The sequence below is a fragment of the Nonomuraea sp. NPDC049141 genome (genome assembly GCF_040648415.1).
Classification (GTDB): Bacteria; Actinomycetota; Actinomycetes; order Streptosporangiales; family Streptosporangiaceae; genus Nonomuraea.
In genome coordinates this window covers 153,812-166,736 of record NZ_JBEZDR010000027.1, presented here as the reverse complement: position 1 = coordinate 166,736, position 12,925 = coordinate 153,812, and the positions used below count along the sequence as shown (strand labels likewise).

Below are 12,925 nucleotides of genomic sequence, written 5' to 3'. Positions count from 1 at the left end.
TCCGGACAGCCGTGTGGCTAGCTCTCTCTCGCGGGGGTGACGACCACGCCCTCCAGGCGGGATCTCTCGGCCGCCCAGGCGATGAGGTGGCTGTGCAGGCTCTCGCTCGGCGAGGAGAGGATCGGAGCGCGGTCGCGGGTGCGTACCGCGGTCAGGAAGGCGTCGACCAGCGCCTCGTCGCCGCCCCCGTGCCCGCCGCCGGCCGTCCCGTCGCCGGTCGGCCGGGTGTCGACGCTCTCCTGCCCGCCGGTGCGGAAGTCGGTGACGTCGAGCCGCTCGCCGTCGCCCTCGATCGAGCCGTGGGTGCCGAAGATCCGGGTCTGCCGGCGCAGGGAGGGGGTGAATGCGGTCATGGTGAAGGAGACGGTGACACCGCCCTCGAACTCCAGGTTCACCACCTGGTGGTCGACCACGTCGTTGTCGCAGGCGTACACGCACCTGCCGTACGGGCCGGTCCGGAGCGCTTCGAGGATGCCGTGCTCGGAGAGGTCGTCGGTGACCACGTTCAGCGGCCACACGTCCCTGCCCGCCAGCGGCAGGTAGACGCGCTGGGCCGAGTAGGGACAGGTGTCCTCGACGGCGCAGTCGAGGCAGCGGTCGGCCGCGCCCTCGGGCCGGTGCTCCGGCCTGAAGTGCTTGAGGCCGCCGAACGACGACACCTTGGCGACCTGCCTGCCGGTGAGGTGCACGAGCCAGTCGAGGTCGTGGCAGGACTTGGCGAGCAGCATGAACGTCGACTCGTCGGACCTGCGCCAGTTGCCGCGCACGTAGGAGTGCGCCTGGTGCCACCAGCCGACCGGCTCCAGGTGCTGGATGCTGACGATCTCGCCGATCCGGCCGGAGTCGAGCAGCGCCTTCAGCGTGCGGGTGTACGGGGTGTAGCGCAGCACGTGGCAGACGGCGAAGATCGCGTCGGAGCGCTCGGCGGCGGCCACGATGGTCCGGCAGTCGTCCTCGGAGACGGCCATCGGCTTCTCCAGCAGGATGTCGTAGCCCAGCTCGGCGAACCGCACCGCGGGCTCGACATGATCGGCGTCCTGCGTCGCGATGATCACGGCGTCCGCCTGCCGGGGGAGTGCCGCCAGCTCGCGCCAGTCCGCGTACTGGGCCGCGCCCGGGTGCCTGGCCCGGCGGCTCTCGACCGGATCGGCCACCGCCACCACCCGTGCCCCGCCGGACTCGACGGCATGGCGAGCGTAGGAGGTCCCCCGGGAACCCGCGCCGACGACGGCGAGCGTGATCATTCCGCCTCCACTTATGTAACTGGCTGACATATGTCGGGCCGATGCTAGGATCCATGCAGTTAGTCGTCAATAGGGAAGTTATGCGAAAGGGTCGCGAAAGTTGACCGACCTCCGGCCGGGCGACGCTTCACTGCTGCGCAAGGTGAACACCCAGGCCACGCTCAGGGCCCTGCGGCGCGAGGGTGTGTCCACGCTGACCCGGCTCGGCCGGATCACCGGGCTGTCCAGGCAGACCGTCGAGACGGTGCTCGACGAGCTGAAGGACCGGGGCTGGGTCAGGGAGATCCCGCCTGACGAGGGTGTCATGGGACGGCCCGCCCGCCGGTTCGGGTTCCGGGCGGACGCCGGATACGTGGTGGGCGCCGAGGTGGGCGGCGAGAAGATCGTCGTGTCGGTGGCCGACCTCAACGGTGCGGTCGTCGCCTGCGAGCGGGCCGCCGTCTCCGAGGATGCCGCCGCGCCCGAGCGGCTGGAGGCCGCCCGCCGCGCCGCGCTGGCCTGCGTCGACGGCGCGGGCGTCTCGCGGGCACGGGTGCTGGCCGTGGCGGCGGGCACCCCGGGCATCGTCGATCGCTCGGGACGGGTGTCGCTGTCGCTCACGCTGCCGGGGTGGACGGGCGTGGACCTGGCGGGGCTGGCCGGGCGGTGGTTCGGCGGCCCGGCGCTGGCCGCCAACGACGCGAACCTGGCGGCGCTCGCCGAGCACTGGCGGGGCAGCGCCCAGCACGCCTCCGACGTCGTCTACATCCTGGTCGGCCACCGGCCGGGCGCCGGCATCCTCATCGGCGGGCGGCTGCACGCCGGGCGGTCGGGAGCCGCGGGCGAGATCGGCACGCTGCGCCAGGTCGGCTGGGAGGACGCCGCGCGGGAGCTGGTCAAGGAGGGCGGCGCGGCCGAGGTGTTCGCGGCGGCGCGGGCGGGTGACGCGCGGGCGTCGCGCCGGGTGGACCACTATGCCGAGAACCTGGCGATCGGCGCCTCGGCGCTGGTGCTGAGCCTCGACCCCGAGCTGCTGGTGATCGGCGGCGGCTACTCGCGGGCGGGCGACGTGCTGCTCGGCCCGCTCCGCCGCCACCTGGCCGAGCTCTGCGTGAGCGCGCCGGAGGTGGTCGCGTCCACGTTCGGAGAGGAGTCCGTCGCCTTGGGCGGGGTACGGCTGGCGCTCGACCACGTCGAACGCGAGGTGCTCGGGCTCTAGATGGCCCCTCTAGATGGTCAGCGCGGTGCGGACCAGGAGTTCGCGTACCGTCTCCTCCGGCAGGTCCATCGTCTGCACGACGCCCCACTGCAGGGCGCCGAGCACGGCCCAGCCGCGGATCCGGGCCGCGGCGTCGGGGTCCGGTCCGGCGAGCCTGGCGAAGATCTCGTCCCTGAACGGCCTGATGGCCTCGCCCGGCGAGCCCGGCAGCGCGTCGTCGGCGCCGACGATCTCCTCCATCAGCAGGCGGATGACCATGCGGTGGCGTACCACGAAGGTCGCCAGTGCCTCGACGAACGCCTGCCTGTCGCCCGCGAAGTCGGTGTCCAGCAGGGCGCACATGTCGTCGCCGGCGGGCGCGGTGAGTTCGGCGGCGAGCCGGTCCTTGGGGTGGAAGTGGTAGGCCACGGCCGTCTTGGTCAGGCCCACGGCGGCGGCGATGTCGGCCAGCGAGGTGGCCGCGTATCCGTGGACCGCGAACAGCTCCCTGGCGGCGGCCAGGATCCGGGAGCGGGTGTCGTCGGCTGTGTTCATCATCTCATTTCCCAGTGATCTACAGCCTTCGGATATTTCCTGTCTTAACGTATCTCTGTACGACCGTACAGGACGGCCGTCGAGTTGGGGGAGCTGGCGATGACGCGCTTTCTGGGACGACTGGGCGGCTGGTGCGCGCGGCATGGGCTGATCGTGCTGGTGTTATGGGTGATCGCGGCGGCCGGACTGATGGGCGGCAGCCTGGCGCTCGGCAGTCCGGTGAGCAACGACGCGACCATCCCCGGCACCGACGCGCAGCGGGCGCACGACCTGATGCTCACGGGCTTCGGCCCCGGGTTCGCCGCGGGCGGGTCCGTGCAGCTGGTCGTCTACTCGGACAAGGGCCTGCTCATCGACAAGGCCAAGAAGGCGGCCGTGGAGCAGGCCGTGGACCGCATCCGCACGGTGCCGCACGTGGTGGCGGTCGATTCGCCGTACCGGCGGGGCGGCATCGCCGCGAACCTGAGCATCGGGCTCATCGGCATCCGCCTGCAGGGGAACGACACCACCAAGATCGCCGAGACCACGCAGGCGCTGTCCAAGGCCGCGGACCCGGCACGGGCCGCGGGGCTGGAGGTCGTGGCCGCGGACGGCTCGACCCCGGCCGACAAGGAGATCAAGACCGGGCCCAGCGAGATCATCGGTGTGGTGTGCGCGCTGCTGGTGCTGGTGTTCGCGTTCGGGACGCTGACGGCGGCGCTGGTGCCGATCTTCACCGCGCTGGTCAGCGTCGTCACGGGGCTGGGCGTGATCGGCCTGCTGGGATATGTCGTGGATGTGCCGAAGCAGGCGGGCATCATGGCCACGATGATCGGGCTGGGCGTGGGCATTGACTACGCGCTGTTCCTGCTGTCGCGGCATCGCCGGCTGCTGGAGTCCGGCGTGCCCGTCGAGGAGTCGGTCCGGCGTACCGTGGCGAGCTCGGGCGGCGCGGTCGTGTTCGCCGGCGGCACGGTGATCATCGCGCTGAGCGCGCTGATGTTCGGCGGCTTCCCGCTGCTGAGCACGCTCGGGTGGATCACCGGCGTCTCCGTCGTCTCCGCCGTGCTCACCTCCGTCACCTTGGTGCCCGCCCTGCTGGGCCTGCTCGGGCATCGCATCAACGCGCTGCGCATCCCGTTCCTCGGCAGGAAGCGCGCCGAGGGGGCAGGATGGGGCGCTTTGGGGGTGTGGGTGGCGCGGCGGCCGTGGCGGGTGCTGCTGTCGAGCGTGCTCGTGCTCGGCGCCCTCGCCGCGCCCGCCCTCGCGCTGCGGCTCGGGCCCCTCGACGCGGGGTACGAGGCGCGGGAGTCGGACTCGCGGCGCGCGTACGAGCTCATGACCACCGGGTTCGGACCCGGCAGCAACGGCCCGCTGATCGTCATCGCCACGCTCCCCGGCAAGGTGGCGAAGGCCACCGACCCCATCGTGGACCGGCTCTCGCGGGAGATCGACGCGGTGGCCGGGACCGCGCACGTGGCCCCGGCGAAGCTGAACACCTCTGGCCGATCGGTGATGATCCAGGTCATCCCCGACTACGCGCCGAGTGACAGCCGAACCGTCGGGGTGGTGCGGGACGTCCGGGCCATCTCCGTGCCCGGCGTCGAGCTGAACGTGGGCGGCAAGGTGGCCGCCATGGTGGACGCGGGCGACCGTATGGCCGAGCGGACCCCGCTGGTCATCGGCGTGGTCGTGCTGCTCAGCGCGCTGTTGCTGCTGCTGGCCTTCCGCGCGCCGGTGCTCGCGATCAAGGCGGCGCTGATGAATCTAGTCTCCCTGGGCGCCGCCTTCGGCGCGCTGGCGCTGGTCTTCTCCATCGGCCTGGGCAGCGGGCTGGTCGGCATGGACGCTCCGTCGAGCGCCTCGTACCTCCAGACGATCTTCTTCAGCGTGCCGATCGAGAGCTTTGTGCCGCTGATGCTGTTCGCGGTGCTGTTCGGCCTGTCGATGGACTACGAGGTCTTCCTGCTGACCTCCGTACGGCAGGCCTACCTCAAGCACGGCGACAACGGCCGCGCGGTCGCCGAGGGGCTCGGCGCGACGGGCCGGGTGATCACCTCGGCGGCGCTCATCATGGTGGCGGTGTTCGTCGCCTTCATCGCCTATCCGGATCCGATGGTCAAGACGTTCGGTGTGGGGCTCGCCGTGGCCGTCGCCGTGGACGCCACGGTCATCCGCGGCTTCCTCGTCCCGGCCACCATGGTGCTGCTCGGCCGCCTGAACTGGTGGTGCCCCCGCTGGCTGGACCGCCTGCTGCCCAACCTGTCGGTTGAGGGGCACGAGGAGGAGCCCGCCGCGCCTCCGGCCAGGGACCTGGTCACCACCGCCTAGCGGATCCACAGGCAGAAGGGATGCCCGTCCGGGTCGAGGTAGACCCGGACGTCATCCTGCGGCTGGTGGTCGGCGAGTGTCGCGCCCGCCGCCACCGCGTGGGCGCCCGCGATGTCGAGGTCGTCCACCTCGAGGTCGAGGTGCATCATCATCCGCTGCTCGCCGGGGCCGGCCGGCCAGACGGGCGGGACGTGGTCCGGGTCGGTGTTGAACGACAGCCCGGCGCCCCCGCCGTGCGGGGGACGGAGCGTCACCCAGCCGGGCTCGTCGTCGTCGATCTGCCAGCCGAGGAGCCGCTGGTAGAAGATCGCCAGCGCCCTGGCGTCCGTGGATTCGAGCACGGTGGCGGAGAGCGCGAAATGTGGCGTCATGGGACCATGTACTGGTCGTGGCGCAGGTACAGGTCCGTCCACTCCTCGTCGGTGAGCTTGCGGCCGGTGCTCACGATCTCGGCGAGCTCCTCGAAGTACGCCTCGCGCGGCGCGCCCGGGGTGAACAGGATGAGCATCGAGACGGGCGCGCCGGACTCGTTGCGGAACCCGTGCACGCCGCCCTCCGGCACGTGCAGGAAGTCGCCGGGGTTGCCGTCCGCCCACTGCTTGCCGTTGTAGAGCTGGACGGTGCCGGACAGGACGTAGAAGGACTCGGTGATCGTCCGGTGGAAGTGCGCTCCGGCGCCGCCGGGGCGGGTGCCCATCTCCCAGCGGTACAGGCCGAACGCGCCGTTGGTCGTGGCGCCGGTGCTCAGGTAGTGGACGTCGGTGCCGCGGGGCTCGGCGCCGGGCGCGTACATCCGGAGGTCGGGAGAGGTGTCGGCCGCCCGCAGGATGCCGCTGGCCTCGCCGGCGTCGCCGAAGTAGCGGGCGTCGGGGTAGGACATTTCATGACTCCTCGCTGTTCCTTGTGGAATGCGAGATTAGAAGATGACCACCGTTCTTGCCACCGCGCCCTGCCGCACCTGCTCGACGGCCTCGTTGATCTGCTCCAACGCCACCCGTTCGGTGATCAGGCCGTTGAGGTCGAGCCGGCCGCGCAGGAACTGGCCGGCCAGCATCGGCAGGTCCCGGTGCGGGGCGGCGTCGCCGCCCTGGGTGCCCATGAGGCGGCGTGAGGAGAACAGCAGGGCCGGGTCGAGCTCGACGGGATGACCCGCGGGCGGGCTGCCGACCATGACCGTGGTGCCGCCCGGCGCGGTCGCCGCGAACGCGCTCGCCAGCACGCCGGGGACGCCCGTGGCGTCGAAGGCGTAGTCCACGCCGCCCCTGACCAGCTCGCCGACCTGGGCGGGGAGGTCGGCGGGGACCAGGGTGTGGGTGGCGCCGAACCGTTCGGCCAGCTTGAGCTTCTGGTCGGCCACGTCGGCGGCGACGATCGTGGTCGCGCCCGCCAGCACCGCGCCCTGGATGACGTTGAGGCCGACGCCGCCGCAGCCCACCACGAGGACGCTGGAGCCGGGCGTGACCTGGGCGACGTTCAGGACGGCGCCGACGCCGGTGATGACGCCGCAGGCCAGCAGGCACATCGCGGCGAAGGGCGCGTCCTCGGAGATCTTCACGCAGGTGGCCTCGCGGACCACGGCGTACTCGGCGAACGCGCCGATGCCGATGAAGCGCCGGGTCTCCTGGCCGTCGAGGGTGATCCGGGGCTCGCCGCCCATGATCGCGGTCATCCTGGCCGGGCCGGAGCACAGGTGGAAGCGGCCGGCCCCGCAGTTGCGGCACTTGCCGCAGGGTCCGCTCATGGAGACGATCACATGGTCGCCCGGCTTGACGGCGGTCACCCCGGCGCCGACGCTCTCGACGATGCCGGCGCTCTCGTGACCGAGGATGAACGGCAGCTTGTGCACGACCGGGCTCTTGCCGTCGATGGCCTTGAGGTCGGAGCCGCAGACGCCGGACGCCTTGATCTGTACTCGCACCTCTCCGGGGCCGGGATCGGCGATCTCCACTTCGCGGATCTCCATGGGCTGGTGGAAGCCGGTCAGTACGGCCGCGCGCATGAGCATGCGCTTCACGCTAGCCGGACGGGTGATTGGGAGCAAGCGATTGCTCGGCACCGTTGACACCCCTGGCGGGCAAATTTACGCTGACCAAAAACCAAGCGAGCGCTAGGCCAAAGAGCCGTGCGCCTTGCCGTACAAAGGTGAGAACGATGGTGCGACGACATCAGCGGCGGAGTGCGGCGATCCTGGCGGCGGCGGCAGTGCTGTTCGTGGGGCTGTCAGCAGGGTGCGCGGCCCAGCAGAAAAGCGCGGGCGGTGGTACGGCGGGTGTGACCGACACGACCGTGAAGGTCGGCGGGGTGCTGACGAAGACCAGCGCCAGCGGCTACTCCACCAAGGACGCCGAGATCGGGGCGAAGGCCAGGTTCGAGCGGGCCAACGCCGAAGGCGGCGTCAACGGGCGGAAGATCGAGTTCGTCGGCGCGGAGGACGACAATCAGGACGCGGCCAAGGGCGACGCCGCGGCCAAGAAGCTCGTGCAGAAGGACCAGGTGTTCGCGCTGGTGCCGGTGCACGCGCCCAACTTCGGCGGCGCCGCCTTCCTGGAGCAGCAGGGCGTGCCGTGGTTCGGCTGGGCGACCGGGCCGCAGTGGTGCGGCACGAAGACCGGGTTCGGCTACAGCGGCTGCCTGGCGCCCAAGAAGGGCGCGGGCTCGCAGACCTGGTGGGGCAGCCAGATGGCCGACCTGCTCGGCGGCGCGAGCGGCAAGACCGTGTACGTGCAGACCACCGACTCCAGCGGCAGCAAGTATGGAGGCACCACGATCTCGCAGTCGTTCCAGGCAGCGGGGTTCAAGCTGGTCGGACTCAACTCCGGCCTGCCCGCCGCGGCGCCGCCGCCCGACTGGCTGCCGTACGTCAACAAGATCATGACGTCCAACGGCGGCAAGGCGCCCGACGTCCTGGTGTCGATCATCGCCGGCACCAAGTTCAACGTGGGTCTCTACTCGGCGCTGAAACGGGCCGGGTACAAGGGCGTGCTGACCGACGCCACCAGCTATGACCCGGCCATACTCAAGGACCCGGCGATCGCGCAGGCGCTGGAGGGCGTGGTGGCCGCGCCGATGTTCGAGCCGTTCGAGTCGGCCGCGCCGGAGATCGCCGCGTTCAAGGCCGACGTTGAGAAGGTGTCGCCTGGCGCCACGCTGACCCAGCACATGGCCATCGGCTACTGGGCGGCCGACATCTTCCTCGACATGCTGAAGAAGACCGGCAAGGACCTGACCAGGGAGAAGTTCCTGGCCATCGGCAACGGCTCGTACACCTACGAGAACGCCGGCTTCGGCAGGGTCCAGTACCCCAAGGACCACAGCGAGCCCAACGGCTGTGGCGCCCTGGTCAGGCTTGAGGGCGGCGCCTTCAAGGTGGCCAAGAGCATGAAGTGCTTCGACAACGTGCCGCTCAAATGATCCTTGGCTACCTGCTCAGCGGCCTGGTCACCGGGGCGATCTTCGCCGTCATGGGGTCGGGCCTGACCCTGTCGTACGCGGCGACCGGGGTGTTCAACTTCGCCCACGGAGCCATCGGGTTCCTGACCGCGCTGCTGTTCTACCAGCTCAACCTGGCCGCGGGGGTGCCCGCCTGGCTGGCGGCGCTGCTGGCCGCCGGGGTGTTCGCGCCCGCGCTGGGCTATCTGCTGCACCTGCTCATGTTCAGGGGGCTCGCCCAGGCGGGGGAGACCGCGCAGATCGTCGGCACGATCGGCCTGACGATCGCGCTGCCCGCGCTCGGTCTGCTCGTCGTGGACCTGCTCGGGCTGCCGAGGGCTGACGGCACCACCCTGCCGCGCGGTCTCGGGCCGCACCCGGTGCTCGGGTTCGAGGTGCTCGGCGCGCGGCTGGACTCCGACCAGCTCATCACGTTCTGCTTCTCGGCGGTGGTCGCCGCCGGGCTGTGGGCGTTCATGAGGCACACGCCGTACGGGCTGCGCATGCGGGCCTCCGTCGACCGGCGGCGGCTGGCCACCCTGCGCGGCATCGACGTGGACGCCACCTCGGCCCTGGCCTGGATGCTCGGGTCGGGGCTGGCGGGGCTCGCCGGGGTGCTGGCCGTACCGGTGCTGGGGCTCGACGCCACCGCCTACACCGTGCTGCTGTTCGCCTCGGCGACGGCCGCGGTGTTCGGGCGGCTGCGGTCGATCCCCTGGACGTTCGCCGCAGGTCTGGCACTCGGCGTGGTGCAGAACCTGGTCGCCGGCTACACCGACTTCCTCGAGGAGATCACCGGGCTGCGGACGGCGGTCCCGGTCATCCTGCTGTTCGCCGGGCTGGTGCTGCTGAACAGGTCGCGGGAGCGGGTGGCCGGAAGCGCGGCCGAGGACGCTCCGCCGCCCGACCACCTGGCCGGGGTGCCCGCTTGGCGACGGCGGCTGCCGTGGGTGCTCGGATTGGTGGCGCTGCTCGTCTTCACCGTCGCCGGTCCCGAGTACTACGTCGACCGCGCCGCCCAGGGGCTCGTGCTGGCGCTGATCTTCTGCTCGTTCGTGGTGGTGACCGGGATCGGCGGCATGGTGAACCTGGCGCAGGCCGCCTTCGCCTCGATGGCGGCGCTGACCTGCGGGTGGGCGTTCTCGGCCGGGTGGCCGCTGATCGTGGCGATCGTGGTGGGGGTGCTGGCGTCCGGCGCGGTGGGCATGCTGGTGGCGCTGCCCGCCCTGCGGCTCGGCGGGCGGGTGCTCACGCTCGCCACGCTGGCGCTGGCCCTGCTGGCGGACCAGGTGCTGTTCCAGGTGGACGCGTTCAGCAACGGGACGATCGGCTGGCCGCTGCCCGCGCTCGGCTTCGGGTTCGCCGACACCTCGGATCCGCGGGTGCGGGTAGTGCTGCTGCTCGTGCTGATCGGGCTGGTCGGGCTGCTGGTGCGCAACCTCGAAAGGTCGGCGTCCGGGCGGGCGATCCTGGCGGTCCGGTCGGCTCCGGCCGCGGCCACCACCTCGGGGCTGTCCGGGCCGCGGTCCAAGATCGTGCTGTTCGCGCTGGCCTCGGCCATCGCGGGGCTGGGCGGGGTGCTGTTCGCCGTGTCCAAGGGGTCGATCACCGCGACCGATCTGCCGGCGTTCTCCGGGTTCGTCTGGCTGGCCGTGGTGGTGCTGCAGGGGGTGCGGCGGATCGGCGGGGCCGTGCTGGGTGGGCTCGTGGCTGTGGCGGTGCCGGAGCTGCTGGAGACGTGGGGGGTGTCGGCGCAGGTGGGGGCGATTCTGTTCGGGGCCGGGGGGATGATCCTGGCCAAGCATCCGGACGGGGTGCTGGCCCAGCTCGCCGAATCCCGCCACCGGCGACGCCAGGCCCGGGCCGCCGGCGCGGCTCCGGTGGAGGTCGCGCCCGCTCCGGTCCCTCCCGCGCCCGCCTCCTCTGGCGTGCCCGCCTTGTCAGACCTGCCCGCCTCCCCAAGCGCGTTCGGCGCGCCACTCCTGGACCTGGGGCGCTCGCGTGTGGCTAGCCCGGTCGCGGAGCCGTTGTTCCGGCTGGACGGGGTCGTGGCGGGGTACGCCGACTGCACGGTCCTGCGGGGTGTGGATCTCGAGGTGCGGCCCGGCGAGGTGGTGGCGCTGCTGGGCGCCAACGGGGCGGGCAAGTCCACCACCTGCGCCGTCGCGGCCGGCGACGTGCCGTTGGCCGCCGGACGGGTGCTGCTCGACGGCGTCGACGTCACCGCCTGGCCCGCTCACCGCCGGGCCCGGGCGGGAGTGTTGCTGGCTCCCGAGGGGCGAGGCGTGTTCCCCGGTCTCACTGTGGAGGAGAACCTGCGTACCTGGCTGGCCGAGCCCGACACCGTCTACGAGCGGATGCCCCAGCTGGCCGCCCGCCGTACCGTGCTCGCCGGCGCGCTGTCCGGCGGCGAGCAGCAACTGCTCACGCTCGCCCCCGCCCTGGCCCGGCCGCCCAAGGTGCTGATCGCCGACGAGCCGTCGCTGGGCCTGGCGCCGCTCGTCGTGCGGCAGGTGTTCGAGGTGTTCGCCGAGCTGCGCGAGCGCGGGGTGGCGCTGCTGCTCGTGGAGGAGAAGGCCACCGAGGCGCTGGCGATCGCGGACCGGGTGGCGTTCATGCGCCTCGGCCGCGTCGTGTGGGCCGGGCCGCGCGCCGAGGTGGACGGCGACCGCCTGACTGCCGCCTACCTGGGGGTGACGTGATGTCTGACGCTTACCTGGAGATGACGTGATGGCCGACGTACAGGCCGTCGATCGTACGGACGTGGTGCTGGCCGTGCAGGGGGTGTCGGTGGCGTTCGGCGGGGTCACGGCGCTGGACGCGGTGTCGTTCGAGGTGCCCGAGGGTCAGGTCTGCGGGGTGATCGGGCCGAACGGGGCGGGCAAGACGACGCTGTTCGACGTGGTGTCCGGGCTGCGCAGGCCGAGCGGTGGCCGGGTGCGCGTGGCGGGCGAGGACGTGACCGGGGTGTCGCCGGTCAGGCGGGCCCGCGCGGGCCTTCGCCGTACGTTCCAGCGCACGCAGGTCTTCGGGCGGCTCACCGTGGCCGACAACGTACTGGCGGCGCTCGACTGGCACGGCGGCGGGGGCGGCCTTATGGCCGACCTGGCCGGCCTGCCCGCGCGGCGGCGGCTGGAGCGCGAGCGGCGGGCGCGCGTGGCCGAGGTGCTGGAGCTGTGCGGGCTGGCCGACCTGCGCGACGCCTACGCCGCCGCGCTGCCCGTCGGCCAGCGCAGGCTGGTCGAGCTGGCCCGCGCCATCGCCGACCGGCCGCGCCTGCTGCTGCTCGACGAGCCCACCTCGGGCCTGGACGCGGACCAGACGGTACGGCTGCGCGCGGTCGTCCACGCGCTGGACACCACGGTGCTGCTGGTCGAGCACGACATGGGCTTCGTCATGGACACCTGCGACCGGCTCGTCGTCCTGGACCTCGGCCGGGTCATCGCCACCGGCACCCCGGCGGAGATCCGCGACGATCCGGTGGTGCGAGCCGCTTACCTGGGGCCACCTTGACCCGTGCCGGTGACGAGCGCGAACGCCTGGGAGGGGTTTCACGGAATCGATCATCGCGCTGCCGAGGCAGTCGCTGCCTCCGACAGCGGATGGCAGCGTCTACGCAGTTCGTCTGTGCGGTGATCAGCCGGTCCGGGGGCGCGGTGATGCGGTGGCGCGGCGGGAGCGGGCCAGAGCCAGCCCACCCAGAACCATGGCGATCAGCCCCACCACCAGGGCCACGAAGCCTCCGACTATCCCGTAGCCGGTGCCGGGACCACCCTCGGCGGCGGCCACGACCAGTCCGCCGATGACCATACCGGCCAGCCCCGCCACCAGGGCCACGACGGCTCCCCTTCTCCCAGAGCCGGTGCCGAGACGACCGGCGGCGCGGGCCAGAGCCAGCCCGCCGATGACCACGCCGGCCAGCCCGAGCAGCGCGGCCACCAGGGACCACAGACGCCCGGTGGTCAGGCTGTAGGCACTGACAGGATCCGGCTGGGTCAAGACGTGCGCGGCCGCCGGTGTGGCAAGCCCGGCGATCGCGAGCGGGACGCTTACCGCGGCGGTAAGCAGGTGACGCACGGACATGTGGTGCTCCTTCCTTCCTACGACTGGATGTCGTCTGAGCATGTCCGCTGGACCCACCGCGGGTCGTCCCGCGTACGAGGGCAATGTGTGATGCCGCCGATACGGCAGCCTGCTGCCGTATCGGCGG

Annotated in this window: 11 protein-coding genes; 5 read left to right on the top strand and 6 right to left on the bottom strand. The window is 71.9% G+C overall.

Going from position 1 to position 12,925, the window contains the following annotated elements:
- Positions 1-17: 17 nt before the first annotated feature.
- Positions 18-1,244, bottom strand: coding sequence for a Gfo/Idh/MocA family oxidoreductase (locus AB0B91_RS53260; protein WP_358338798.1), 1,227 nt, complete (start codon positions 1,242-1,244; stop codon positions 18-20).
- Positions 1,245-1,344: 100 nt separating this feature from the next.
- Here AB0B91_RS53260 and AB0B91_RS53255 point away from each other — a divergent pair, with 100 nt between their 5' ends.
- Complete coding sequence (locus AB0B91_RS53255) at positions 1,345-2,442, top strand: ROK family transcriptional regulator (RefSeq protein WP_358338795.1); 1,098 nt, start codon at positions 1,345-1,347, stop codon at positions 2,440-2,442.
- A 9-nt stretch (positions 2,443-2,451) separates the two neighbouring features.
- Here the strand turns inward: AB0B91_RS53255 and AB0B91_RS53250 are convergent, their stop codons facing one another.
- A complete protein-coding gene (locus AB0B91_RS53250) occupies positions 2,452-2,979 on the bottom strand; it encodes a TetR family transcriptional regulator (protein ID WP_358338792.1) in 528 nt (175 codons plus the stop codon).
- 96 nt (positions 2,980-3,075) lie between these two features.
- Here AB0B91_RS53250 and AB0B91_RS53245 point away from each other — a divergent pair, with 96 nt between their 5' ends.
- Positions 3,076-5,286 carry an MMPL family transporter gene (locus AB0B91_RS53245; RefSeq protein WP_358338789.1) on the top strand — a complete coding sequence of 737 codons (2,211 nt, stop codon included), beginning with the start codon at positions 3,076-3,078 and terminating at the stop codon, positions 5,284-5,286.
- Here AB0B91_RS53245 and AB0B91_RS53240 read toward each other — a convergent pair.
- The 3 genes from AB0B91_RS53240 to AB0B91_RS53230 are packed head-to-tail and all read right to left on the bottom strand — an operon-like array spanning position 5,283 to position 7,291.
- A complete protein-coding gene (locus AB0B91_RS53240; RefSeq protein WP_358338786.1) occupies positions 5,283-5,657 on the bottom strand; it encodes a VOC family protein in 375 nt (124 codons plus the stop codon). The two genes, AB0B91_RS53245 and AB0B91_RS53240, sit on opposite strands and share 4 nt — an antisense overlap.
- The gene (locus AB0B91_RS53235) at positions 5,654-6,166 is read right to left on the bottom strand and encodes a cupin domain-containing protein (RefSeq protein WP_358338784.1); all 513 of its coding nucleotides are present in this window, start codon (positions 6,164-6,166) and stop codon (positions 5,654-5,656) included. The genes AB0B91_RS53240 and AB0B91_RS53235 overlap by 4 nt, the downstream gene beginning before the upstream one ends.
- Before the next feature lie 36 nt (positions 6,167-6,202).
- A complete protein-coding gene (locus tag AB0B91_RS53230; RefSeq protein WP_358338781.1) occupies positions 6,203-7,291 on the bottom strand; it encodes an alcohol dehydrogenase catalytic domain-containing protein in 1,089 nt (362 codons plus the stop codon).
- A 146-nt stretch (positions 7,292-7,437) separates the two neighbouring features.
- On the opposite strand from AB0B91_RS53230, the gene AB0B91_RS53225 reads away from it, so the two are divergent.
- The 3 genes from AB0B91_RS53225 to AB0B91_RS53215 are packed head-to-tail and all read left to right on the top strand — an operon-like array spanning position 7,438 to position 12,228.
- Positions 7,438-8,697, top strand: a complete 1,260-nt coding sequence (locus tag AB0B91_RS53225) for an ABC transporter substrate-binding protein (RefSeq protein ID WP_358338778.1) — start codon at positions 7,438-7,440, stop codon at positions 8,695-8,697.
- The gene (locus AB0B91_RS53220) at positions 8,694-11,417 is read left to right on the top strand and encodes an ATP-binding cassette domain-containing protein (protein ID WP_358338775.1); all 2,724 of its coding nucleotides are present in this window, start codon (positions 8,694-8,696) and stop codon (positions 11,415-11,417) included. Before AB0B91_RS53225 ends, AB0B91_RS53220 begins: the two co-directional genes overlap by 4 nt.
- Before the next feature lie 28 nt (positions 11,418-11,445).
- Complete coding sequence (locus tag AB0B91_RS53215; RefSeq protein ID WP_358338773.1) at positions 11,446-12,228, top strand: ABC transporter ATP-binding protein; 783 nt, start codon at positions 11,446-11,448, stop codon at positions 12,226-12,228.
- Positions 12,229-12,351: 123 nt separating this feature from the next.
- On the opposite strand, the gene AB0B91_RS53210 is transcribed toward AB0B91_RS53215, so the two are convergent.
- Positions 12,352-12,798 (bottom strand): DUF6223 family protein, encoded by a 447-nt coding sequence (locus AB0B91_RS53210; RefSeq protein ID WP_358338770.1) that lies wholly within the window; start codon positions 12,796-12,798, stop codon positions 12,352-12,354.
- Positions 12,799-12,925 lie beyond the last annotated feature (127 nt).

Coding starts and splice junctions, on each gene's coding strand:
- AB0B91_RS53250 (WP_358338792.1), bottom strand. CDS start 2,979: ATGATGAACACAGCCGACGACACCCGCTCCCGGATCCTGGCCGCCGCC.
- AB0B91_RS53230 (WP_358338781.1), bottom strand. CDS start 7,291: ATGCTCATGCGCGCGGCCGTACTGACCGGCTTCCACCAGCCCATGGAG.
- AB0B91_RS53215 (WP_358338773.1), top strand. CDS start 11,446: ATGGCCGACGTACAGGCCGTCGATCGTACGGACGTGGTGCTGGCCGTG.
- AB0B91_RS53210 (WP_358338770.1), bottom strand. CDS start 12,798: ATGTCCGTGCGTCACCTGCTTACCGCCGCGGTAAGCGTCCCGCTCGCG.
- AB0B91_RS53220 (WP_358338775.1), top strand. CDS start 8,694: ATGATCCTTGGCTACCTGCTCAGCGGCCTGGTCACCGGGGCGATCTTC.
- AB0B91_RS53235 (WP_358338784.1), bottom strand. CDS start 6,166: ATGTCCTACCCCGACGCCCGCTACTTCGGCGACGCCGGCGAGGCCAGC.
- AB0B91_RS53260 (WP_358338798.1), bottom strand. CDS start 1,244: ATGATCACGCTCGCCGTCGTCGGCGCGGGTTCCCGGGGGACCTCCTAC.
- AB0B91_RS53245 (WP_358338789.1), top strand. CDS start 3,076: ATGACGCGCTTTCTGGGACGACTGGGCGGCTGGTGCGCGCGGCATGGG.
- AB0B91_RS53225 (WP_358338778.1), top strand. CDS start 7,438: ATGGTGCGACGACATCAGCGGCGGAGTGCGGCGATCCTGGCGGCGGCG.
- AB0B91_RS53240 (WP_358338786.1), bottom strand. CDS start 5,657: ATGACGCCACATTTCGCGCTCTCCGCCACCGTGCTCGAATCCACGGAC.